The organism is Klebsiella sp. 64 (assembly GCF_018223915.1).
Classification (GTDB): Bacteria; Pseudomonadota; Gammaproteobacteria; order Enterobacterales; family Enterobacteriaceae; genus Klebsiella; species Klebsiella pneumoniae.
The window spans coordinates 91,725-114,940 of the sequence record NZ_JAGRQZ010000040.1 but is presented as its reverse complement, the minus strand read 5'-3'; the positions used below and the strand labels follow the sequence as shown (position 1 = coordinate 114,940).

Sequence of the window (23,216 nt, the reverse complement as noted above, 5' to 3'; positions counted from 1 at the left end):
TCCCATTTTGCAAATTAAGCGGAACGGTTAGGATGCCCTCAAGGTAAAAACGGCATCTCTCCCCCTCTGTTTTTGAGGCTTCATCATGAGCAAAGTAAACCAGCAGGACATCGATAAACTGATCGAACTGGTGGGCGGGCGCGGTAACATCGCCACCGTCAGCCACTGTATTACCCGTTTGCGCTTTGTGCTGAACGACCCGGCCATCGCCAGACCAAAAGAGATTGAGCAGCTGCGCATGGTGAAGGGATGCTTCACTAACGCCGGCCAGTTCCAGGTGGTCATCGGCACCGAGGTGGGCGATTACTACAAGGCCCTGCTGGCGACCACCGGCCAGACCTCCGCCGACAAAGAGCAGGTCAAGCAGGCCGCGCGGCAAAATATGAAGTGGCATGAACAGTTAATCTCGCACTTCGCCGAGATCTTCTTTCCCCTGCTGCCGGCCCTGATCAGCGGCGGTCTGATCCTCGGTTTCCGCAACGTTATCGGCGACCTGCCCATGAGCAATGGCCAGACGCTGGCCCAGATGCACCCGTCGCTGAAAACCATCTATGACTTCCTGTGGCTGATTGGCGAGGCGATCTTCTTCTATCTGCCGGTGGGGATCTGCTGGTCAGCGGTGAAGAAGATGGGCGGCACGCCGATCCTCGGGATCGTCCTTGGCGTCACCCTCGTCTCCCCGCAGCTGATGAACGCCTATCTCCTCGGCCAGCAGGTGCCGGAGGTGTGGAACTTCGGCCTGTTTACCATTGCCAAAGTCGGCTACCAGGCGCAGGTGATCCCGGCCCTGCTGGCTGGCCTGGCCTTAGGCTTTATCGAGACGCGCCTCAAGCGCATTGTGCCTGACTACCTCTACCTGGTGATTGTCCCGGTCTGCTCGCTGATCCTCGCGGTGTTCCTCGCGCACGCCATTATCGGTCCGTTCGGCCGCCTGATCGGCGACGGCGTGGCCTTCGCGGTACGCCATCTGTTAACCGGCAGCTTCGCGCCGATCGGCGCCGCGCTGTTCGGCTTCCTCTACGCGCCGCTGGTGATTACCGGTGTCCACCAGACCACCCTCGCTATCGATATGCAGATGATCCAGAGCATGGGCGGTACCCCGGTGTGGCCGCTGATTGCGCTGTCGAATATTGCCCAGGCGTCGGCGGTGGTCGGCATCATCATCGCCAGCCGCAAGCAGAATGAACGTGAAATCTCGGTACCGGCGGCGATCTCCGCCTATCTCGGGGTCACCGAGCCAGCGATGTACGGTATCAACCTGAAATACCGCTTCCCGATGCTGTGCGCAATGATTGGCTCTGGCCTCGCCGGCCTGCTGTGCGGCCTGAACGGCGTGCTGGCGAACGGCATCGGCGTCGGCGGCCTGCCGGGGATCCTCTCCATCCAGCCTACCTACTGGCAGGTGTACGCCATGGCGATGGCTATCGCGGTGGTGGTGCCGATTATCCTCACCAGCGTGGTGTATCAGCGCAAGTACCGTCAGGGCACCTTGCAGATTGTCTAACTTCTTCTTTCGGGGCGCCTTTGGCGCCCCTCGTTGCAGCAGGAAAGTACTATGAATCATCTCCCCCACTGGTGGCAAAACGGCGTTATTTATCAAATCTATCCGAAGAGTTTTCAGGATACCACCGGCAGCGGTACCGGCGACCTGCGCGGCGTCACCGCCCGCCTCGACTATCTGCAAAAGCTTGGGGTCGACGCCATCTGGCTGACGCCGTTCTACGTCTCACCGCAGATAGATAACGGCTACGACGTGGCGAACTACACCGCCATCGACCCCTCCTACGGCACGATGGCCGACTTTGACGCCCTGGTGACGGAGGCGAAGGCCCGCGGCATCCGCATCGTGCTGGATATGGTGCTGAACCACACGTCGACCGAACATGAATGGTTCCGTCAGTCGCTGAATAAGGAGAGTCCCTACCGCCAGTTCTATATCTGGCGCGATGGCGAACCGGACGCCCTGCCGAACAACTGGCGCTCCAAATTTGGCGGTAACGCCTGGCAGTGGCACGCCGACAGCGGGCAGTATTATCTGCACCTGTTCGCCATTGAGCAGGCGGATCTCAACTGGGAGAATCCGGCGGTGCGCGCCGAGCTGAAAAAGGTCTGCGAATTCTGGGCTGACCGCGGCGTCGACGGTCTGCGCCTCGACGTGGTCAACCTGATCTCAAAAGACCAGACCTTTCCCTGCGATCTGGACGGAGATGGCCGCCGCTTCTATACCGACGGCCCGCGGGTGCATGAGTTCCTGCAGGAGATGAGCCGCGATGTCTTCACCCCGCGTAACCTGATGACCGTCGGCGAGATGTCCTCCACCTCGCTGGAGCACTGCCAGCAGTACGCCGCGCTGGACGGCCGCGAGCTGTCGATGACCTTTAACTTCCACCATTTAAAAGTCGATTATCCCGGCGGAGAGAAATGGACCCTCGCCCGCCCGGACTATGTGGCGCTGAAGGCGCTGTTCCGCCACTGGCAGCGGGGAATGCACAATCGGGCGTGGAACGCGCTGTTCTGGTGTAACCACGATCAGCCGCGCATCGTGTCGCGCTTTGGCGACGAAGGCGAGTACCGGGTGACGGCGGCGAAGATGCTGGCGATGGTGCTGCACGGCATGCAGGGCACGCCCTATATCTACCAGGGCGAAGAGATCGGCATGACCAATCCGCACTTCAGCAGCATCAGCGATTACCGTGACGTCGAAAGCCATAATATGTTTATCGAACGTGCGGCGCAGGGGCAAAGCCCGGACGAACTGCTGGCGATCCTCGCCAGCAAGTCGCGCGACAACAGCCGCACGCCGATGCCGTGGCACGCCGGCGAGAACGGTGGCTTCAGCGACGGTGAGCCGTGGATCGGCCTTGGCGATAATTACCAGGAGATCAACGTCGAGGCGGCGCTGGCGGACCCCGATTCGGTGTTTTATGCCTATCAGCAGCTGATTACGCTGCGTAAAACCCTGCCGCTACTGACCTGGGGCGATTACGAGGATCTGCTGCCGGAGCATCCGTCGCTGTGGTGCTATCGTCGTCAGTGGCAGGGGCAAACGCTGGTAGTCGCCGCTAACCTGAGCCGCGAGCTGCAGGCCTGGCAGCCCGCTGAGGCCCCGGGCGAGTGGAAGATGATCATCAGCAACTATGCCGAGACCACCCCGCGCCCGACCGGGCTGACGCTGCGGCCGTTCGAAGCGATATGGTGGCTGCAGGGATAACGCTTTTCCCCGGTGGCGCAACGCTCACCGGGGCTACGATTCGTCAGGCTGGAAGTTATGCGCGGTCGGCATCAGCAATCGCAGCGCTCGCTTGTGGTTGCGCCGAGGCGTGCTCTTCTTTTGCCTTTAGCCGATCCCAGGCGCGGAAGAACGGATAGTAGACCACCAGCGAAATCGCTAAATTCACCACCTGCAGCACCGTGCCGGAGATATGCCCTCCGGTCGCCAGATAGCCGCTGATGAAGATCGGCGTGGTGAACGGCAGCGCGATTCCGGCGGGCGGCGCCACCAGCCCGGTCGCCATCGCGGTATAGGACACGATCACCAGCAGCACCGGCGTTAAAATAAACGGCAGGAAAAAGTACGGGTTCATCACCAGCGGGATGCCAAACACCATCGGCTCGCTGATGTTAAACAATGCCCCGGGCGCGGCAATTTTCCCCAGCTGCTTCATCTGCTGGCTACGGCTACGCAGCAACATAAAAATCACCAGCCCCAGCAGCGCGCCGGTACCCCCGGGGGCAATCCACAGATCGTAAAACTGCTGAGTAATGATATGCGGGATCGGCTGACCGTTCTGGAAGGCCGTCAGGTTCTCGGACATATTCGACAGCCATACCGGCTGGATAAACACCAGTACGATCGCGTCGCCGTGCAGGCCCAGGGTCCACAAAATACCAATCAAAATGACTGAAATAATCATGCCCGGCAGCGTACCGCCGACGTGGTGCATCGGAATACCAATCAGGGTGGCGATCATACTGTTGATATCGCCGAACGGCGAGGCCTCGACCGCCAGGCGCAGCGCCAGCACCACCGCCAGCACGCAGAAGCCGGGGATCAGGGCAAGGAATGATTTCGCCACTGCCGGCGGCACGCCGTCCGGCATGCGGATAACGAGATTGCGGCTGGCGACCAAACGATAAATCTCCGTCGACAGCAGCGAAATGACAATGGCGACAAACAGCCCCTGGCTGCCGACCATGCTCACCGGGATCACCCCTTTAATCACCTCCGCCGCGCCGTGTACCGGCGTAAACAGCGTGTTCTGCGGGATCGTCATCATGAAGGCCACCAGCGACATCGCCCCAGCGCTCAGCGGATCGAGAGTGCGATACTTCTCCGCCAGCCGGTAGGCGATGCCGAAGCTGGAAATCAGCGCCATAATGTCGTAGGTCGCTTTCACCGGGTACAGCATTTTATCGCGCCAGACCTCGCCAAACAGGCCGCTCATCATGTCGGCATAGCCGGGGATCGGCAGGTAGGCGAAAATCAGGAAGAATGAGCCAATCAACATAAACGGCATATTGAGAATGATGCCGTCGCGCACCGACAGGACGTGCTTTTGCCCGGCGATTCTCAGCGCCGCCGGCATGACGTAACGTTCAATCCAGCTTGTATTCGACATGGTGTGCTCCCGAGGGGAAATAGCGGTCAGTTAAATTGCGTCAGCCATTGACGGTTGATGGTTAATACTTCATCCAGCAGCGCCTGGGTATCGGTGACGTTACCGACCAGCGGGTTGGTCACCAGCGCCAGCAGTGCGCTTTCGCGACAGCCGTGTACCGCGGCTTCAATCGTCAACCGCTCGAAGGCTTTCACCTGCTGGGTCAGGCCGTTCATCGCCGGCGGCAGCGGGCCGAACGCCAGCGGCCGCGCCCCTTGCGCATCAATAATGCTGTTGGTTTCCACCACCGCATCATCATCCAGGCCATGAATCGCGCCGTTGTTGCGGGTATTCACCACCATCTCCGCGCCCAGGTTGTTGTAGATCGCGTTGATAAGCTCGACGGCCACCTCCGAGTAGTAGGCGCCGCCGCGAAAGCTCAGTTGCTCCGGTTTTTCTTCCAGCTGCGGGTCGGCGTACAGCGCAAACAGCTCCTGCTCGACTTTCATCACCTGTTCGGCGCGGGTGCCCTTGGTTTTCGCCGCGGCGATCTCTTCCGCCAGCATCGCCGGCGTCAGCCAAAAATAGCGATGATAGGGGCACGGAATCGCCTTCAGCGCGCGCAGGAATTCCGCCGGCCACGGCAGCTCTTTAATGTTGTTCATCGACAGCGCCTTACCGTCGCACAGCATGTCGATCACCTTGCCGGTGACATCCTCGCGCCCCTGTAGCACCTTATGCACCCAAACCATATGGTTGAGCCCGGCAAAGCGCAGTTTTACTTCGGACTCCTGGGCGCCCAGCATCCCGACGATCATGTGCTGCATGTTGATCGGCACGTTGCACAGGCCGATGATCTTCGCCTTGCTGTAGCGGCTGACCGCCTCGGTGACGATCCCCGCCGGATTAGTAAAGTTGAGAATGAACGCTTCCGGCGCCAGCTGTTCCACTTTGCGCGCCACCTCAAGGATCACCGGGATCGTCCGCAGCGCCTTGGCAAAACCGCCGACGCCGGTGGTCTCCTGGCCCAGCAGGTGGTACTTGAGACCCAGCCGCTCATCGGCGGCGCGCGCCGCCAGCTGTCCGACCCGCAGTTGGGTCAGCACAAAGCTGGCGCCGCGGATGGCCTCATCGAGCGTAAAGTGGACGCTGACCGCCACCTGCTCCAGCCCTTTATGTTTCAGCATCCGCCGGGTCAGCGCGGCGATGATCTCCACCTTTTCCCGGCCGGATTCGACATCTACCAGCGCCAGCTCTGTAACCGGAAGCTGCTCGTAACGAACGATAATCCCTTCAATAAGCTCCGGCGTGTAGCTGCTGCCGCCGCCGATAACGGCAATTTTCAGTGCTTGCATAGTGTCCTCTTTTCGGATTTTCGGCATACAGAGCGCCGCGCGCGATCGCCAGGACCGCACGTGATGATGATGAAAAACGGGATGAGAAAATTAGTGTTCGAGCAGGGCTAGCGCTTTATCCAACACCGCAGCGCCGCGCATCATGCCGTAGTCAGCCATATCGATCACCGCCACCGCCTTGCCCTGGGGCGCGGCCAGCGCGGTTAGCCGTCCGGCTTCATATTTAACCTGCGGCCCGAGCAGGATGACGTCGGCGTTCGGCAGTTCGCGTTCAAATTCCGCCACCGCCACCGCATAGATTTCCAGCGCCAGCGCACGCTGCTGGGCTTCTGCTTTCATTTTGTTCACCAGCATGCTGGTCGACATGCCTGCGGCACAACAGAGTACGATTCGTGGCATTGCGCTTCCCCTTTACGTGTTATCGCTTCAGCCCTCAGGGCCTGGACGACTATATTGTTAATATTGTGTGATAGTGAAGGCTATATGAAAATAATTTTCACCGATGTGATCGAGGCTCAATTTTTGCGCATTTTTATCGCCAGGGTGTCACCCTTTACTGCTCTGACCATAGGAAATATGCGGCGTGAGTGCTATAAAGAGAGACAGTCGATAATTGAAAAATATTTTCAAATACGGGTTTTGCCAAAGGGAACATGAGGATGGATATCGTAGGTCAGCTGCAGGAAGGAATGCGCCGCTTTAGTGCCCAGGAGTCGCGCGTCGCCACCTTTATTCTACAAAATCTAAGCTTTACCGCCAGCGCCTCTATTGACGAGCTGGCAGCCAGCGCGGGGGTCAGCCCTGCCACCATTACCCGCTTCGCCCGCTCGGTGGGCTGCGATGATATTCGTGATCTGCGTAAACAGCTGGCGCAGGCCAGCGAACGGCGCGCCAGCTGGCTTACGCCGGACAGCGCCGCCCTGCCCGTCGCCTGGCGCGACAAACTTAGCAGCCTTGGCGTTACCCTAACTCGTCAGCTCGGCCATACCGCGGAAGCGGCGGTGGAAAAGTGTAAATCGCGCCTGCTGAGCGCCCGTGCGGTACACTGCTTCGCCCTTGGCGCCCAGGACGTGACGCTGGCCGCGCTGCTCCAGCATCAGCTACTGCCCTCCGGCATCGCGATTAATCTCTGCCAGGATGCGGCGCTGATGCGGCTGACCGCCAGCACCCTCAATGACGATCATCTGCTGCTGGTGCTGGCCACTGCCGAGGCCAACCCTGTGTTGCAAAGCGCCACTTTGCAGGCGCGTACGCAGGGAGTGACCATTATTGCTCTGACGCCGGAACAGCACGCCCTTGGCGATATGGCCAGCGCCATCCTGCCGCTGCCCGCTGACCCGCAGCAGGCTCGCTATGCCCTGCTACTGCTGGTCGATCTGCTTAACGATACGTTGATTGCCTGAATATTTGCCCGTTTCATGCCTGAACGGGCTCGATTTTTGATTATATTTTAAGCGCCTAAATTTACATTTATCGCCAGCGCCCATCATCCGTACTCTCACCTTTTTACCTTGTTCTGGGTCAATAAAATCGCAAACATCTTTGATGCAAATCACTACATATAGAACTTAAAATGCGCCTCGGCCCAACATATTGTATTAATCGTCTATTATGTCACCATATCTTGTCGATGTCTGGCGGTGATGAGATGTGGATAAAACGGGCCGGATCCGAAGGTAAACAGCACGAGCCGTAGCGTGCAGCGCCTTCGGGATAACCTCCGCCTCTGTGGATAACCTGTTCTATATATGGAGTGATCATGACACCGCATGTGATGAAACGTGATGGCTGTAAAGTGCCGTTCAACTCAGAGCGCATTCAGGAAGCAATTCTGCGTGCAGCTAAAGCAGCGGGAGTCGATGACGCAGACTATTGCGCCACCGTCGCAGAAGTCGTTAGCCAACAAATGCAGGGCCGCGCCCAGGTCGACATCAACGAGATCCAGACCGCGGTGGAAAACCAGCTGATGTCCGGCCCCTATAAGCAGCTGGCGCGCGCCTACATTGAGTATCGCCATGACCGCGATAGCCAGCGTGAGAAGCGCGGCCGTCTCAATCAGGAGATCCGCGGCCTCGTCGAGCAGACCAACTCCGCGCTGCTCAACGAAAACGCCAACAAGGACAGTAAAGTCATCCCGACCCAGCGCGACCTGCTGGCCGGGATCGTCGCCAAGCACTACGCCCGGCAGCACCTGCTGCCCCACGATGTGGTGATGGCTCACGAACGCGGCATGATCCACTATCATGACCTCGATTACTCGCCCTTCTTCCCGATGTTCAACTGCATGCTGATCGACCTGAAAGGCATGCTGACCCAGGGCTTTAAGATGGGCAACGCGGAGATCGAGCCGCCGAAGTCTATCTCTACCGCCACCGCGGTGACGGCGCAGATCATCGCCCAGGTCGCCAGCCATATTTACGGCGGCACCACCATCAACCGCATCGATGAAGTGCTGGCGCCGTTCGTCAGCGAAAGCTTCAAAAAGCATCGCAAAATCGCCGAAGAGTGGCAGATCCCGGATGCCGAAGGCTATGCCCGCGCCCGTACCGAAAAAGAGTGCTACGACGCCTTCCAGTCGCTGGAGTATGAGGTCAACACACTGCATACCGCCAACGGCCAGACGCCGTTCGTCACCTTCGGGTTCGGCCTTGGCACCAGCTGGGAATCGCGGCTGATCCAGCAGTCGATTCTGCGCAACCGCATTGCCGGCCTCGGTAAAAATCGCAAAACCGCGGTGTTCCCGAAACTGGTGTTCGCGATCCGCGACGGCCTGAACCATAAGTTCGGCGACCCGAACTACGACATCAAACAGCTGGCGCTGGAGTGCGCCAGCAAGCGCATGTACCCGGATATCCTCAACTACGATCAGGTGGTGAAAGTCACCGGGTCGTTTAAAACGCCGATGGGCTGCCGCAGCTTCCTCGGGGTATGGGAAAACGAGAACGGCGAGCAGGTGCATGATGGACGCAATAACCTCGGCGTGATCAGTCTCAACCTGCCGCGCATCGCCCTGGAAGCGAAAGGCGATGAAGCCGCCTTCTGGGCGCTGCTGGACGAGCGCCTGCAGCTGGCGCGCAAAGCGCTGATGACCCGTATCGCCCGCCTGGAAGGAGTGAAGGCTCGCGTGGCGCCGATCCTGTATATGGAAGGCGCCTGCGGCGTGCGGCTGAAAGCCGACGACGACGTCTCCGAGATCTTCAAAAACGGCCGAGCATCCATTTCTCTGGGCTATATCGGTATCCATGAAACCATCAATGCGCTGTACGGCAACCAGCATATGTACGACAGCGAGGCGCTGCGTGAGAAAGGCGTAGCCATCGTCCAGCGCCTGCGCGACGCCGTCGATTTGTGGAAGGAAGAAACCGGCTACGGCTTTAGCCTGTACAGCACGCCGAGCGAAAACCTGTGCGATCGCTTCTGCCGTCTCGACACCGCCGAGTTTGGCGTGGTGGAAGGGGTAACCGACAAAGGTTACTACACCAACAGCTTCCACCTCGACGTGGAGAAGAAGGTCAACCCGTACGATAAGATCGATTTCGAAGCGCCGTACCCGCCGCTGGCCAATGGGGGGTTCATTTGCTACGGCGAGTACCCGAATATCCAGCATAACCTCAAGGCGCTGGAAGACGTGTGGGATTACAGCTATCAGCACGTGCCGTACTACGGGACCAATACGCCGATCGATGAGTGCTACGAGTGCGGTTTTACCGGCGAGTTCGAGTGCACCAGCAAGGGCTTTACCTGCCCGAAATGCGGTAACCACGACGCCGCCCGCGTTTCCGTTACCCGCCGGGTGTGCGGTTATCTCGGCAGCCCGGACGCGCGGCCGTTCAACGCCGGCAAGCAGGAAGAAGTGAAGCGCCGCGTGAAGCACCTGGGCAATGGGCAGATTGGTTAATTCCAGCTGGTTTAGCCCCTCACCCTCTCCCCAACGGGGAGAAGGGACCGGCCCCGTAGCCGTTTGGCCACTAAGGAGCCGTTCCCGGATCGCGGCGCAAAGCGCCTTATCCGGGCTACAACCGCGTATGCGGCTTTTCGTAGCCCGGGCGAGCGCAGCGACGCCGGGAGCCGTTCCCTTTACATATGCACAGCACCTCCGTTTTCGCAAAGCAATTAGCGTCAGAGCAAGGCGGCAAACGAGGGAATCCCCGGGAGCGTACATTCAGTACGTGACCGGGGTGAGCGAGCGCAGCCAACGCGGCTATGGCGTTAATTGAGAAGCGAAAATGAATTATCACCAGTACTACCCCGTCGACATCGTCAACGGCCCCGGCACCCGCTGCACCCTGTTTGTCTCCGGCTGCGTCCACGAGTGCCCCGGCTGCTACAACAAAAGCACCTGGCGGGTGAACTCCGGTATGCCGTTTACCGCTGAGATGGCCGACCGTATCATCGCCGACCTCAACGACACCCGCATCAAACGCCAGGGGCTTTCGCTCTCCGGCGGCGATCCGCTGCATCCGCAGAACATCGCGGATATTTTAAAGCTGGTTCAGCGCGTACGCGCCGAATGCCCCGGCAAAGATATCTGGGTCTGGACGGGCTATAAGATTGACGAACTGAACGCCGAGCAGATGGAAGTCGTGAACCTGATTAACGTGCTGGTTGACGGTAAGTTTGTGCAGGATTTGAAAGATCCGGCGCTTATCTGGCGCGGCAGCAGCAACCAGGTCGTACATCATTTGCGATAGCGTTTAGAGCCGTTTATTCGCCTGATGATAAACGGCCGCTTTCTCTCTTTTGCCAATGGCAATAACGTAAACCACCACCACACTATCTCGTACTTGATACACCAACCGATAACCTGACGCCTTAAGCTTGATTTTGTAGCAATCCGGTAAATCGCTCAGCCTGGTCGACTCAATTCGCGGATTCTGCACAATCTGCTGGAGCTTATTTTTGAACTGTTTTTTGACCGTCTCGCCAGGCTTCTGCCATTCGCGCCAGGCTCGTGGATCAAACTCCAGTTCATAGGTCATCCAGACTCACCTTAACCCCCGGCCGTGGGTTTTCCAGCCGTTCGCGAACGGTGCGTAATAACGCCGCTTCGCCATCACTGATGGTCATACTTTTCACCGGCATGCGGCCATTTTCCGCAATGTATTGAAACAGCAGGCGTACCGCCTCCGTTGGTGTCATATCGAGTTTCTCCAGCACGGCATAAGCCTCTTTTTTGAGTTTATCGTCCAGTCGAACATTGAGCGTGGCCATTATGCCTCCAGAAAAGGGAATTTTGTAATGCAGTATAGCATTACATTTGAATTACACTCGAATCTGGAAAACGCCTCTCAAAACCGGCTGACGCACTCCATCGCCACCGTTTTAAACTCATCGAAGCTGCGGGTCGCGGCGAGGCGACTCATGGCGCGCTCGCGCAGGAAAGTCACGAAAATATCGTAGATCGCCATCGCCTCTTCATACTCGCGTTTGCTGATAGCGAGCAGGAAAATGAGATGGGCGGTTTCGTCGCCCCAGGCGATGCCCTGCGGGACGATAACGGTATAAACCACCGTCTTTTTCGCCAGCAGCCCCAGGGAGTGCGGCAGCGCAATGCCATCCCCCAGCATGGTGCTGACGATCGCTTCACGTTCCACCACCGAAGCATGAAACTCCGCATCGACAAAGCCTTCCTCCAGCAGCTGCTGGCACAGCTCGGCGAACAGCGTTTGCTGATCCATCGGCTTATCGACCACCCGGAAGTGGGCGGCATCGAAGTACTTATTCAGCATCCACGGACGGGTACGGTCCACCAGCACCAGCTTGCCGATTTGATCCAGCTGATAGTCGGTGGGGAACGGCGCGATGGTCACCACCGGCTTGTCTTTTTCGCCGATCCGCACCGTTGAGATAACGAAATCCGCCTCGATCGCGTCCCGCTGTTCGTACTCGCGCTGGGAGATGGTAGCGGCGATCTCCAGCTGCGGATATTTGCGCTGCAGGATCGCCTCGATCATCCGTACCATCGCATTGCTGGTATCGCACACCAGCAGCACCTGCGGCTGACGCTGGTAGCCGATGTTGTAGTGGCGCTCCAGCCCAACGCCGATATGCAGTACCAGAAAGCCGATTTCGTTTTCGCTGATGGTGTACGGAGTATATTTCCCCCAGCTGGAGACCGCGGCCAGGGTCATATCCCAGGCCATCGGGTAGTGCTGTTTGATGTTATCCAGCAGCGGATTGGGGATCATGATCTGGTAGCGCACCCGGGTGATCATGGTTTTAATGTGGGTCAGCAGATCGGCATGCAGCTGGGCGTCGTCCAGCAGGTTGTAATTATACTGGCTGTTGATGTAGCGCAGGATGTAATTGACCTGCGCTTCATCATCGTCGGCGCTGATAGTTTCCGGATCGACATCCTGCACCTGACGGGCCGCGATATGCACGCATAGCCACTCTTCTTCGGCGGGCGATAAAGGTTTCCCGGCCAGCCGCTGCAGCTCGCCCGTCAGCTCGCGCGCGGCGTCGCGGACGTTCTGCGCCACATCTTCAGCGCTGAAATCGGCCAGCGGGTAGCCTTCGCTGACGCGGCGCACCACCACCGCGCCATACAGGCAGACAAAGCGCTCGCCGGCGTCGGTGAGGCGAATATGATGCCGCGTGAGCGTCTCCTGCAGCACCGGCTCCAGCAGCGCTGGCACCTCCGCCGCAAAGGCCTCGGCGCCGATCGGCGGCGCGATATCGCCTTGCTGGGTCAGCTCCCACAGCAGGTCGGTCAGGCAGGCGCGAATTGACACCTCGCTGCCGAACAGCTTCATACCGTGGCGCGGGCGGGTTTCAAGAGTCAGCTGATAGCGCTGGAAGCGCTCGCGCACCTCAACCATGTCATTTTGCAGCGTGGCGCGGCTGACGAACCACTCATCCGCCAGATCTTCCAGCTTGATAGAGAACGCCGAGGTCAGGAAACGCACCAGCAGAAACGTGATGCGATCCTGGGCGGTACGCGGCACGTGCTGCGCCTTCGGCGCGGTCTCCTCCAGCGCCTGGAAACTCGTCGGATTATCTATCTTCAGCTGATAACCGCTGCCGCGGTTAAGGATAAACTGCGCGCCATATTGCGCCAGCAGCGTATTCAGGGCGGTAATATCGGCGCGCACGGTACGGGTGGAAACCGACAGGCGTTGCGCCAGCTCATCCTGCGGCAGCGTTTCATTTCGCAGCAGGGTGAAGAGTTGCGCTAAGCGTTGGTTGGGAAATCGCATGTCAGTTCCTTGTAATTACGGCTCAGGGTTGGGCGGATATCACCATCTGCGATGGGCTACCGACCGGCGTATAGTCGGAGGCAAAGGTTAATTTGCCATCCTTCGGCGCCACGCTGAAGCGGGTAATATTATCGCTACGCTGGTTCATGACGTACAGCCACTGCCCCTGATTATCCAGCGTCAGGGTGCGGGGATAATCGCCACGCGTCCAGATATCTTCCTGGTGACTCAGGCTGCCGTCGGCCAGCACCGTGAAGTGGGCAATGCTGTTATGCAGGCGGTTGGCGACGTATAGCTGTTTGCCATCGTTGCTCAACACAAGTCCGGCGGCAAAGCTGGTGCCTTTATACCCTTCCGGCAGCGCGGAGACAGTTTTGCCTTCACGCAGCAGGCCGCTTTGCTTATCCAGATGATAGAAGGTCAGCGTCGAGGCTTCCTCATTAATCAGCCACAGGCCGTCGCCCTGTGGCGTAAAGACGAAGTGGCGCGGGCCGGCTCCCGGCGACGAGGCGGCGATAAACGGCGGATCGTTCGGCGTTAGCTTGCCGCTGGCGCTATCCAGCCGATACTGATAGATCCGATCCAGCCCCAGATCGGTAGAGTAAACGTATTTCCCGCTGGGATCGGCGGCGATCATATGGGCATGCGGGCCGTTGTGATCGCTGATGGCGAAGCTGCCCTCGACGGCCGCCGCCGGGCGTTCGGCGCCTGCCGGGCCTTCATCCTGATGCCTGTCCACCGCCTCAGCCAGGCTACCATCTTCTTGCACCGGTAGCACGGCGATACTGCCGCTGACATAGTTAGCCACCAGCAGATGCTTACCGTCCGGCGTCAGGGAGAGATACACCGGCCCGGCGCCGCCGGAGGCGACCTGGTTGAGCGCGGTCAGCTCGCCGTTCTTTTCAATGCGCCACGCCTGCACCACGCCTTTTTCGACTTCACTGGCGGCATACAGCGTTTTGCCATCGCGCGACACGGTTAACTGCGCGACGTTCGGCAACGAGCTCACCAGCGTCTTCTCGCGCAGGGCGCCGGTTTTGGCATCGACGGTAAAGCGATACAGACCTTCGCCATTGGGGTTATAGGTGCCTACCCAGGCATAGTGGGTTTGCGCGGCGCCCGCGGCGGCGGCAAACAGGGACAGTGAAGCGACAAGCAGATGACGAGCGACAGGCATAGCAACTCCTTGATGGTTCAGTGGGATAAGCTGCCCCTCACCCTTTGAGGGTGAGGGACAAGGGCACTACTTCACTAACTGTTTGGTCATCTCCAGCAGCTGGCGCACATCGGCCGGGCGGGTGTTACCGCTGGCTTTATCGATAATCGAGCTGTAAATATGCGGGATGATTTTGCTTACCCCGGCATCGAGGGCGATTTTCAGGATCTCGCTGTAGTTTTCCAGATCGATACCGCCGGTCGGCTCGAGCCAGAAATCGTGCGCGGCGCAGGCTTTGGCGACGGCTTCAAACTCGGCGCGGTGCTTCAGGCCGCCCATCGGGAAGTATTTGATGGAGCTGCCGCCCATGTCTTTCAGCAGCGCGATGGCGGTTTCCAGCGGCACAATGCCATCCGCCGCGCCGCTGCTCAGCGGGCCGGTGGAGATCTTAACCATTCCCGGCGTACCGGTGGGAGAGACCAGGCCGTTGACCACCGTCTCGTTCTGCCCGAGCAGCGCGCGGCTGGTAGCCACGCCGGTGAAGACCTGGTTGACGTGCTGCGGCTGCACCTGACGAGAAATCTCGCTCACCATCGCCGACTGGTTTGGATCGCCTGCCCCCAGCCCGACGGAGAGCGCATTATCGATCAGCTTCGCGTAGTCGCGCATATCGACCACCGCGCTGGCGACGTCCGGATAGTTTTTGGAGAGCACGCCGACCAGGACGTGACCTTCCGCCGCGTCGTAAATTTCACGGGCGTTGTCTTTGCTGCCCGCCAGGACGTTCAGGCACACGCGGTCACGGTAAAAGTTTGGGGTCAGTTTCATGCTTGTTTCTCCTTATTCAGAACTTCTGCGATGCGGCGAGCGACCACCTCCAGCTGCTGGGCGTTTACGCTGCGGACATCGGCTTCGATAATGCCTTCATTCGCTTTATAGCCGCGGAAGTAGATGGCGTATTCGCCCTGCTTCAGCGCGTTAACCAGATCGCCGGTCTTCACACCGGTGGTCGCTTCATCAAATTTGATTTCGGCGCGGGCGATATCGCGACCCGCGCTATCCCACACCACCCGGGCGGTCACGCCGTTAAGCGTGTTGAGCTGTTCGATAAACGGCGTCATCTTCGCCACCATCTGCTGACCGCTCTCTTTGCTCGCCGTCAGGTAGTGTTCAATGGCGCAGGTCAGGCCGAGAATGCCCTCTTTACCCACTTTCATCGCCCGGCCAATCCCCATCGACTGGCGTTTAACCCACTCGACGTACTGCGTTTTGCCGATCACCAGCCCGCTGGTCGGCCCTTCAATCGCTTTCGCGCCGCTGTAGATAACCAGGTCGGCGCCCATGCGGTAGTAGCACTGCAGATCTTCTTCCGCCGCCGCATCGACGATCAGCGGTACGTTATGCTGGCGCGCCACTTCCGCGGCCTGCGCCACGTTGAGCATGCTTTTCTGCACGCAGTGGTGGGATTTGATGTACAGAATCGCCGCGGTGCGCGGAGTGATCGCCGCCGCCAGCTGTTGGGCAGAACATTCGTTGGCGTAGCCCGCTTCCACCAGCTTACCGCCGCCCAGCGCCACCATGGTGCCAACCGGCGCGCCGAAGTTGACGTTGTGGCCCTTCGGCAACACGATTTCGTTATTTTCAATCGGCGTAACGTGCAGGTTCTCCAGCAGCCAGTCGCTGTCTTTCACCAGCACCGCCGCTACCGACTGGGCAATCCCCGCCGATGCGCAGGAGACCACGGTCGCCCCTTCCACATCCAACAGTTTGGCGATGTACTCGCCGGTTTTATTCACCAGGTCTTTCATTTCAAAGTACTGGTTCATACCGGCCATCGCGGCTTCAACCACTTCCGGGCGCGGTGTGGAAACGCCCAGCGCCGTCATGCGGCCAGAAGTATTAATCACCTGTTTTAAATGGTATTTCTCAAAAATCGAAGGCATGTTCCGCGCTCCCTTGTTCGGTCAGATAGCCTTTGCCCGCGCGGATCGCGGCCAGCGGCACCAGAATGTTGTCAGCCTGCAGGCTCTCTTTTTCGGCATCCACCAGCAGCGTGGGCCGGTGCTCCAGGCGAAATAGCGTTAAATCGGCGTCGAAGCCCACTTCCAGCCGCCCTTTACGCGACAGGCGCAGCCCTTCGGCGGCGCTGACGGTCACGCAGTCAATCACCTGCGGCAGCGTCATGCCGATGGCGAGGAATTTCGACATCACCAGCGCCAGCGAGCGCACCGGGCCGTCGATCCGGTTGCGGCAGTAAATATCGGAGCTAATGGTGTGCGGCAGAATGCCCAGCGCAATCGCCCGCCGCGCCACCTCAAAGCTGAAGCTGGCGGTGCCATGGCCGACATCGAGACGCACGCCGCGCTGCAGAGCGCGAGTAATAGAGCTACGCAGCTCGCCGGCAGGATTCAGAATGCGGTTCGGCTTGCCGTTATAGCAGTGGGTAATGATGTCGCCGCTGCTCAGCAGATCGGCGATTTCATCGAGGTTCGGCGGGTTATTGCCGATGTGCACCATCAGCGGCAGATCGTCGTTTTCCTGCTGAATGGCCTTGGCGCGCGCCAGCGGCGTAATGCCGTTTTCGCCAACGACGCTGCTGCTCATCCGCGCCTTCAGGCCGACGATAAAGTCGGGATGACGCTGCACCGCCTGCTTCACCGCGGCGGCGTCGATATTGGCCATATTGGCCAGCTCATTCTGCGCAATCAGCCCGACGCGGGAGATGTTGAGCAGCGCATAAACTTCCGTCGCCGCTTTACGGGTCAGTTGATAGAAGTCATCGACGTCGTCGGCGCCGGTGCTGCCGGCATCGATCACGGTGGTGACGCCGGTGGCGATGCCGACGCTATCCGGCTCATCGTGATAAATCGGTGAATTCGGGTAGCAGTGAACGTGAGAGTCAATCCAGCCAGCGCTGACGTAAGCCTTGCCGTTCATCTCAATGGTTTTACGGGAGGGCGCGCTAATCTCGCCCAGCGCCGCGATTTTCCCGTCCTGAATGGCGATATCAGTCAGGGTATCGTCGACGAGGCGCGCGCGGCGCAGGAGTAAATCAAACATAGCTATCTCCTGATGAAAAGAGTGTACGGATGGCGGCGTACCGCCTTATCCGGCCTACAAACCGCGCTGGCTTGTAGGCCCGATAAGCGCAGCGCCATCGGGCGCTTAGCTAATCGCCACCGGGAAGATGGAACCGAGGATCATCGCCCCGAGGATGGCGCCGCCGGTGATCGGTTTCTGCCAGATGTAGAACAGCAGTGCGCCAACCAGCGAGCCAATCCCGATAGGAATCGAGGCGGTCATTGCGCTGAGGATGATCAAGGGACCGAGGAAGCGGCCGGAGGCGTTACCGGCCCCCATCATCACGTCGGCGCCGTAGGTGGAATCGCTCTGGTTGATGGTGAACTTACGCGCCAGAATGATGATGTAGCCCACCGCCAGGCCGAGGACCAGGCCGGTGACCAGCGACGCGGCGAAGTTCGCCACCGGGAAGACAAAGCCCGCGCCGAGCAGCAGCGCCGGCACGCCAAGACCGATACCGGTCTGTATCGCGCCGCCGATATCGAGGATCCCTACCAGCGACCCTTCGATGATGCGGGCGAACAGGAAGCTGGCGCCAAACGCCGCCACCGCGCCGTAAACGCCGGTATCAATCCCCGACTTCAGCATCGCCACGAAGGCCACTTCGTTAAAGGCGCCGATGCCGTACAGGTAGTACATGTGGGTCCCGGCGAAGACGCCGGAGGAGAGCAGGCCAACAAAGATCGGGAACGACCAGTCGGCATACCAAAAACCTTTATTCTGTTCCATTATCCGGCTCCCGTTACTTGCCGCTGAGTGAGTTGTGGATCATGTCCAGCCAGTTCGGCACGGTCAGATGGAAGGATTCGATCATCTTCATGTCGAAGCCGCGGAAGAAGCCGCTGAGGACAAACAGCGCGACGATGGCCACCATCATCACTTTAGTCACCCGGTTCCAGCCGCTCTCTTCGACGCCTTTACCGATCAGGATCCCCAGCACCAGACCCGGTACGGCGTTACCCATTATCAGCTGCGCGGCGCCGCCGAAAATCGTCGCCCAGAAGCCTGATTTTTTACCGGCATCGATCGCCGCCAGCCAGAAGATCACCGGCATCACGGTGTTCACCAGCAGGTTTGCCGCCGGCACCAGTACCTTAACGGCGGTCACCTGCAGCGCTTCCGGTACGGACGAGGCGGTCAGGTTGAGGAAGGCGACGACGATCATGCCGATGATGCCGCAGGAGATGGCCATTTTTTTCGGATCGTGCAGCGTTTCGCCGACGTTACGATTTTTCAGCATCAGCGCCGCCGCGCCCCAGTTGGGGATAATGCGGTGGTCAACATCCTGGGTGAAGGAGCCTGCTGCAACGGAAGAGGCCCAGGCGTTAAAGAAGAAGCCAAGGCCAAAGGAGAAGTGGGAGGCCGGATCGCCCTCACAGGAATTCAGCTCGCCCAGGGTTCGAAACGCCCCCATCCCCTGCGTGGTGGGGGCATGAAACATGCGTGCCGCTCCGGCGCCCACGCCGACGCCGACCAGGCCGCCGATGATAAGCGATTTTATTAAAATTATCAGGAACATAGTCAGACCTTTTGCTAACAATCAGGTTTGCGTGACGAAATCCACTTTATCGAGATCGATGGCGGTCACGTTGACGGTGACGTCCAGCTCCACGCTGTAGGTCCGTCGTTCACGGCGCAAAAAGAAGAACAGAAACGCCTCTTTTCGTACCGCTTCGCGCGCATGAACAACCGTCACGTCCTGTGGCTCAATACGCAGTAGGATGCGCGAGGATGATTTCATCACCGCAGCCTGCACATGGTTCAGGGCATCGGCGAAGGCCCGTGATTTGCTTTCGCCTTTGCCGGCAACCCTCACCGTGGTGGTGAATTGCTCTTTCATACTTATGCGCCGTATTTCTTTTTCCAGGCTTCTACCAGCCGCTCGCCCAGCTCTTCTTTATCCATAAAGCCGAAGCCCAGCACGTTGCAGCCTTCGTTGATAGCGGTGACGCCCTCATCAATAGAGCGCATGCCATATTTTGCTTTGTAGCCGTATTTGGTCTGGGCGGTGATGGCGCCAGCGCCGCCGCTGCCGCAGAAGGAGATGCCGAAGGTGGCGTTTTCCGCTTTCATTATGTCGCCAAGCTTCATGTCGGCCGCAACGCCAGGGACGACCACAGCACGTGCGCCCGCTTTTTCAGCGCCTGCGGCGACTTTTTGGCCTTTACCCAGACGGTCGCCAATGATTACAGTGATTTGTTCCATGTTTTGCTCCTTACAGGTTATCTTTCGCGACTTCGAAGTGGACGGAGAGCAGCCAGGCCTCTTCATCAGGCAGGTTGCCGAACTGTGCGACCACTTCGCGGGCCAGCATCATTGAATCTTCAGAAATTTCTTCGAACAGACTGGCATCCACTTCCGGTAGCGGTTCGCCGCTGATTGACCGGTGGGCCATGGCCCGCACGTGGGAAGTCAGCATTTGCTCCTGAACGTCGTTAGGGACGATGTCGTGACGGCTTAACAGGGCGAAAACCTGCTGTAACATCTTGTCAGCCAGGCGTTCGGTCTGCGCCGCCTGCTCCCCTACGTCGTTTATTACCGCTCCGTTATTCACTTGTGTTACCCCGCTGATGTCTCTGGAAATCAAGGTAGCGCCGGGGGTCAGGAGTTTGTAGCGAGTTGTTTTCCACTTCGAAGTGGAAAGGGAGAAGGCTTAGGTGATCGACTCCACATATTCACAGGGAAAAGGTAAAAACGACGGCTATGGCGTGAGATGTATCACAACAATGAGCATGGACAAGGCGCCCGCGGCAGCGGAAAGGCCGGAAAAAGAGAGTGGAAAAATGTGATATCGGTAGGCTTTCAGGTGGGAGGCATCGGCTGATGCCTCCCGAAAAGAACGGTTAGCGGTACTTCTTATGATAGGTGTTGCGGGTGGTTTTAAACTCCTCCGCGGCGGCCTGCGCCTCTTTCACCTTGCCTTCGTTCGCCAGCTTCAGCGCACCGTCGATCTGGCCGATCAGAATATCCAGACCGTGACGGTAATCTTTCATCTCAGCGCTGTCGGCCGCTTTGCCTTCCAGCTTCGGCGGGGTCTCTTTCTGAGCATCGACCGCGGCGGTACGCATCTTATTCAGCGCCGCTTTCAGCTCGCCGGCGTCGGAGGTCTTCTGTACCACTTGCAGGTTTTCTGCCAGAGTGTCCATGTCTTCGCCCAGGTCGGCGAAGGCCGACGCTGAACCGAGCGCAAAAGCAGAGACAGCCAGCATCGCTAACAGTTTTTTACGCATTGCTCACTTCCTTTTTATTATTTAAGCAAACAGGTGTTATTGCCCGGCGATTTTCATCTCCGGCAGCAGCACAGAACCGCACTGAATGTTGCTGCGCGTTTCAATATCATCGCCAATGGTCACGATATTACGCCACATTTCTTTCAGATTTCCTGCAATGGTGATCTCACTGACAGGATATTGAATTTCGCCGTTTTCTACCCAGAAGCCGGATGCGCCGCGTGAGTAGTCGCCGGTGACGCCACTGACACCCTGCCCCATCAGTTCGGTAACCACAAGACCGGTGCCCATCTCTTTAAGCATCTTTGCAAAACTCAGGCCGCGGCCGTTAATGCGCCAGTTGTGGATGCCCCCGGCGTGGCCGGTGCTTTTCATCCCCAGCTTGCGCGCTGAGTAATTGGTCAGCAGCCACTGGGTCAGCACGCCATCTTTGACGATATCGCGACGTTCGGTGCGCACGCCTTCGCTGTCGAACGGCGTGGAGGCCAGCCCTTTCAGCAGGTGCGGATGCTCTTCAATGGTCAGCCACTCCGGCAAAATTTGTTTGCCCAGCGAATCGAGCAGGAAGGTCGATTTACGGTAGACCGCGCCGCCGGCAATCGCTCCGACCAGGTGGCCAAACAACCCGGTCGCCACTTCGTTGGCGAAAATGACCGGCGCCTTCATGGTCGACAGCTTACGCGGCGCCAGGCGCGACAGGGTGCGGCGGGCGCACTCTTCCCCGACCCATTCCGGGGACTGCAGATCCTCGATTGCCCGGCCAATGGTGTAGGCGTAGTCGCGCTCCATATCGCCGTCATCTTCCGCAATGACGCAGCTGGAGAGGGAGTGGCGAGTCGAGCAGTAACTTTGCAGCATGCCGTGACTGTTACCGAACACTTTGATGCCGTAGTGGCTGTTAAAGCTGCCGCCTTCGGTGTTGGTGATGCGTTTATCGGCCTTCAGGGCCGCTTGCTCCGCGCGGGCGGCCAGTTCGATGGCGTCGTCCGGGGAGACCTCCGCCGGGTGGAACAGGTCCAGATCCGGGGCGTCAAAGGCCAGCAGATCTTTATCGGCTACGCCGGCAAACGGGTCCGGGGAGGTATAGCGAGCGATATCCAGCGCCGCCTGCACGGTGCGGGCGATAGCGTCCGGGCTAAGATCGGTGGAGGAGGCACTGCCCTTGCGGTTCTGATGGTAAACCGTGATGCCTAATGCCCCATCGCTGTTGAATTCTACATTCTCCACTTCGCCATAGCGGGTGCTGACGCCGATGCCCGTGGTTTTGCTGACGGAAACTTCCGCACCATCAGATTTACCTGCCGCCAGTTCCAGTGCCGTGGTAACGGCTTCTTCCAGCGTCTTACGCTGCTGTGCAACTTGAGAGATGACTTTCATTGCTAATGCCATAATGTAAGAAGGAGTTAACTGAAGTCTAACAGAGAACCGTTTTTCAGTGCGCGCCTTAACTGGTAACATTAGCCTCTTTTTTTAAGGAGCCTGAGATGACAAAGCAGCCCGAAGACTGGCTCGACGACGTGCCCGGTGATGACGTTGAAGATGAAGATGATGAAATCATCTGGGTCAGTAAGAGTGAAATTAAGCGCGACGCGGAAGAACTGAAGCGTCTTGGCGCGGAACTCGTTGACCTGGGGAAAAACGCGCTGGATAAAATTCCGCTGGATACCGACCTGCGCGACGCCATCGAACTCGCCCAGCGAATCAAAAAAGAGGGTCGCCGCCGCCAGCTGCAGCTTATCGGCAAGATGCTGCGCAACCGCGATGTCGATCCGATTCGTCAGGCGCTGGACAAGCTGAAAAACCGTCACAACCAGCAGGTTGCGCTGTTCCACAAGCTGGAGCAGATCCGCGATCGACTGATTGACGACGGGGATGACGCCGTCGCTGAAGTGCTGAACCTGTGGCCAGATGCTGACCGTCAGCAGCTGCGTTCGCTGATCCGCAATGCGAAGAAAGAGAAAGAAGGCAACAAGCCGCCGAAATCGGCGCGCCTGATCTTCCAGTATCTGCGTGAACTGGCGGAAAACGAAGGCTAAGTCCCCCTGTTTTTGCCCGCAATAGTCTCCCGGATGGCGGCGCGCTGCGCCTTATCCGGGCTACGGTTCCCTATATCAAACGGTTACTCAACACCGTAGGCCCGCGCAAGCGCAGCGCCGCCGGGCAAGCTGTACCAGACTCCGTTCCCGTCATTGTGCCGGATGGCGGCTACGCCTTATCCGGCCTACGGAGCCCGGTATATCAAACGGTTATCCAACACCGTAGGCCCGCGCAAGCGCAGCGCCGCCGGGCAAGCTGTACCAGCCTCCGTTCCCGTCGTTATGCCGGATGGCGGCTACGCCTTATCCGGCCTACCTTCACCCCAGCTCTAAGGCTTGCGCCAGCAGGGGGATTCCCGTCGCATCACCTGAGTCCCCTCATCCACACGACGATACGTTTGTTTATTGCCTTACTGCCAAGCTGAATCGTTAAAGCTGAAAACAATATAGATCACATATCCTGGTAATAAATACGTATTACTTAGCAAAATAATACGACTTTCATCTCATTTAACATCATAAAAACGGCCACTTTCTCACCAGGTGAGGCGCTTCACATTT

Annotated in this window: 25 protein-coding genes and 1 pseudogene; 8 read left to right on the top strand and 18 right to left on the bottom strand. The window is 58.7% G+C overall.

Going from position 1 to position 23,216, the window contains the following annotated elements; translation table 11 throughout:
- Window positions 1-85: 85 nt before the first annotated feature.
- Window positions 86-1,504 carry a PTS trehalose transporter subunit IIBC gene (treB, locus tag KHQ23_RS24185; protein WP_004186710.1) on the top strand — a complete coding sequence of 473 codons (1,419 nt, stop codon included), beginning with the start codon at window positions 86-88 and terminating at the stop codon, window positions 1,502-1,504.
- 51 nt (window positions 1,505-1,555) lie between these two features.
- Window positions 1,556-3,211, top strand: coding sequence for an alpha,alpha-phosphotrehalase (gene treC / locus KHQ23_RS24180; RefSeq protein WP_015959313.1), 1,656 nt, complete (start codon window positions 1,556-1,558; stop codon window positions 3,209-3,211).
- A gap of 55 nt (window positions 3,212-3,266) precedes the next feature.
- On the opposite strand, the gene celB is transcribed toward treC, so the two are convergent.
- The 3 genes from celB to KHQ23_RS24165 all read right to left on the bottom strand — a co-directional run bounded on the left by celB (window position 3,267) and on the right by KHQ23_RS24165 (window position 6,352).
- Window positions 3,267-4,619: a PTS cellobiose transporter subunit IIC gene (celB, locus tag KHQ23_RS24175; RefSeq protein WP_004177661.1), complete on the bottom strand. Its 1,353-nt coding sequence runs from the start codon at window positions 4,617-4,619 to the stop codon at window positions 3,267-3,269.
- A 26-nt stretch (window positions 4,620-4,645) separates the two neighbouring features.
- A complete protein-coding gene (locus KHQ23_RS24170; protein WP_015959312.1) occupies window positions 4,646-5,953 on the bottom strand; it encodes a 6-phospho-beta-glucosidase in 1,308 nt (435 codons plus the stop codon).
- 90 nt (window positions 5,954-6,043) lie between these two features.
- A complete protein-coding gene (locus KHQ23_RS24165) occupies window positions 6,044-6,352 on the bottom strand; it encodes a PTS sugar transporter subunit IIB (protein WP_012737232.1) in 309 nt (102 codons plus the stop codon).
- A gap of 84 nt (window positions 6,353-6,436) precedes the next feature.
- On the opposite strand from KHQ23_RS24165, the gene KHQ23_RS24160 reads away from it, so the two are divergent.
- The 4 genes from KHQ23_RS24160 (at window position 6,437) to nrdG (ending at window position 10,644) form a co-directional block, all read left to right on the top strand.
- On the top strand, window positions 6,437-6,610 hold the full coding sequence (locus tag KHQ23_RS24160) for a hypothetical protein (protein ID WP_032103426.1): 174 nt from the start codon (window positions 6,437-6,439) through the stop codon (window positions 6,608-6,610).
- 2 nt (window positions 6,611-6,612) lie between these two features.
- On the top strand, window positions 6,613-7,356 hold the full coding sequence (locus KHQ23_RS24155) for a MurR/RpiR family transcriptional regulator (protein WP_002886905.1): 744 nt from the start codon (window positions 6,613-6,615) through the stop codon (window positions 7,354-7,356).
- 356 nt (window positions 7,357-7,712) lie between these two features.
- Window positions 7,713-9,851: an anaerobic ribonucleoside-triphosphate reductase gene (nrdD, locus tag KHQ23_RS24150; protein WP_004186701.1), complete on the top strand. Its 2,139-nt coding sequence runs from the start codon at window positions 7,713-7,715 to the stop codon at window positions 9,849-9,851.
- Between the two features lie 328 nt (window positions 9,852-10,179).
- Window positions 10,180-10,644, top strand: a complete 465-nt coding sequence (gene nrdG / locus KHQ23_RS24145; RefSeq protein ID WP_004222151.1) for an anaerobic ribonucleoside-triphosphate reductase-activating protein — start codon at window positions 10,180-10,182, stop codon at window positions 10,642-10,644.
- 3 nt (window positions 10,645-10,647) lie between these two features.
- Here nrdG and KHQ23_RS24140 read toward each other — a convergent pair whose 3' ends face one another.
- From KHQ23_RS24140 to KHQ23_RS24085, 12 genes are all read right to left on the bottom strand, one after another.
- The gene (locus KHQ23_RS24140) at window positions 10,648-10,932 is read right to left on the bottom strand and encodes a type II toxin-antitoxin system RelE/ParE family toxin (protein ID WP_004178374.1); all 285 of its coding nucleotides are present in this window, start codon (window positions 10,930-10,932) and stop codon (window positions 10,648-10,650) included.
- A complete protein-coding gene (locus KHQ23_RS24135) occupies window positions 10,922-11,164 on the bottom strand; it encodes a type II toxin-antitoxin system RelB/DinJ family antitoxin (protein ID WP_002886901.1) in 243 nt (80 codons plus the stop codon). The genes KHQ23_RS24140 and KHQ23_RS24135 overlap by 11 nt, the downstream gene beginning before the upstream one ends.
- 77 nt (window positions 11,165-11,241) lie before the next feature.
- Window positions 11,242-13,152, bottom strand: coding sequence for a transcription antiterminator (locus tag KHQ23_RS24130; protein WP_015959311.1), 1,911 nt, complete (start codon window positions 13,150-13,152; stop codon window positions 11,242-11,244).
- A gap of 22 nt (window positions 13,153-13,174) precedes the next feature.
- A complete protein-coding gene (locus KHQ23_RS24125) occupies window positions 13,175-14,329 on the bottom strand; it encodes a lactonase family protein (RefSeq protein WP_211776887.1) in 1,155 nt (384 codons plus the stop codon).
- A 66-nt stretch (window positions 14,330-14,395) separates the two neighbouring features.
- Complete coding sequence (locus KHQ23_RS24120) at window positions 14,396-15,136, bottom strand: KDGP aldolase family protein (RefSeq protein WP_015959310.1); 741 nt, start codon at window positions 15,134-15,136, stop codon at window positions 14,396-14,398.
- Window positions 15,133-16,251, bottom strand: coding sequence for a DgaE family pyridoxal phosphate-dependent ammonia lyase (locus KHQ23_RS24115; RefSeq protein WP_015959309.1), 1,119 nt, complete (start codon window positions 16,249-16,251; stop codon window positions 15,133-15,135). The genes KHQ23_RS24120 and KHQ23_RS24115 overlap by 4 nt, the downstream gene beginning before the upstream one ends.
- On the bottom strand, window positions 16,235-17,368 hold the full coding sequence (locus tag KHQ23_RS24110) for an amidohydrolase/deacetylase family metallohydrolase (protein WP_015959308.1): 1,134 nt from the start codon (window positions 17,366-17,368) through the stop codon (window positions 16,235-16,237). The genes KHQ23_RS24115 and KHQ23_RS24110 overlap by 17 nt, the downstream gene beginning before the upstream one ends.
- 105 nt (window positions 17,369-17,473) lie before the next feature.
- Window positions 17,474-18,118, bottom strand: coding sequence for a DUF4310 family protein (locus KHQ23_RS24105; RefSeq protein WP_004152267.1), 645 nt, complete (start codon window positions 18,116-18,118; stop codon window positions 17,474-17,476).
- Window positions 18,119-18,131: 13 nt separating this feature from the next.
- Window positions 18,132-18,908: a DUF4311 domain-containing protein gene (locus KHQ23_RS24100; protein ID WP_002886897.1), complete on the bottom strand. Its 777-nt coding sequence runs from the start codon at window positions 18,906-18,908 to the stop codon at window positions 18,132-18,134.
- A gap of 21 nt (window positions 18,909-18,929) precedes the next feature.
- On the bottom strand, window positions 18,930-19,229 hold the full coding sequence (locus tag KHQ23_RS24095) for a DUF4312 family protein (protein WP_002886896.1): 300 nt from the start codon (window positions 19,227-19,229) through the stop codon (window positions 18,930-18,932).
- A gap of 2 nt (window positions 19,230-19,231) precedes the next feature.
- Window positions 19,232-19,594: an SFCGS family glycine-rich protein gene (locus KHQ23_RS24090; RefSeq protein WP_015959307.1), complete on the bottom strand. Its 363-nt coding sequence runs from the start codon at window positions 19,592-19,594 to the stop codon at window positions 19,232-19,234.
- 10 nt (window positions 19,595-19,604) lie between these two features.
- Window positions 19,605-19,943, bottom strand: a complete 339-nt coding sequence (locus tag KHQ23_RS24085; RefSeq protein WP_002886894.1) for a PRD domain-containing protein — start codon at window positions 19,941-19,943, stop codon at window positions 19,605-19,607.
- A gap of 103 nt (window positions 19,944-20,046) precedes the next feature.
- Here KHQ23_RS24085 and KHQ23_RS24080 point away from each other — a divergent pair, with 103 nt between their 5' ends.
- The gene (locus tag KHQ23_RS24080; RefSeq protein WP_032435474.1) at window positions 20,047-20,178 is read left to right on the top strand and encodes a hypothetical protein; all 132 of its coding nucleotides are present in this window, start codon (window positions 20,047-20,049) and stop codon (window positions 20,176-20,178) included.
- Window positions 20,179-20,232: 54 nt separating this feature from the next.
- Here the strand turns inward: KHQ23_RS24080 and cybC are convergent, their stop codons facing one another.
- Together cybC and pmbA are read right to left on the bottom strand one after the other, a co-directional pair.
- Window positions 20,233-20,619 (bottom strand): cytochrome b562, encoded by a 387-nt coding sequence (gene cybC / locus KHQ23_RS24075; protein ID WP_002886893.1) that lies wholly within the window; start codon window positions 20,617-20,619, stop codon window positions 20,233-20,235.
- A 36-nt stretch (window positions 20,620-20,655) separates the two neighbouring features.
- Window positions 20,656-22,008, bottom strand: a complete 1,353-nt coding sequence (pmbA, locus tag KHQ23_RS24070) for a metalloprotease PmbA (RefSeq protein ID WP_004152265.1) — start codon at window positions 22,006-22,008, stop codon at window positions 20,656-20,658.
- A 95-nt stretch (window positions 22,009-22,103) separates the two neighbouring features.
- Here pmbA and yjgA point away from each other — a divergent pair, with 95 nt between their 5' ends.
- Window positions 22,104-22,655 carry a ribosome biogenesis factor YjgA gene (yjgA, locus tag KHQ23_RS24065; protein WP_004177664.1) on the top strand — a complete coding sequence of 184 codons (552 nt, stop codon included), beginning with the start codon at window positions 22,104-22,106 and terminating at the stop codon, window positions 22,653-22,655.
- A gap of 329 nt (window positions 22,656-22,984) precedes the next feature.
- Here the strand turns inward: yjgA and KHQ23_RS24060 are convergent.
- Window positions 22,985-23,100, bottom strand: a pseudogene (locus KHQ23_RS24060) (hypothetical protein).
- Between the last annotated feature and the right edge of the window lie 116 nt (window positions 23,101-23,216).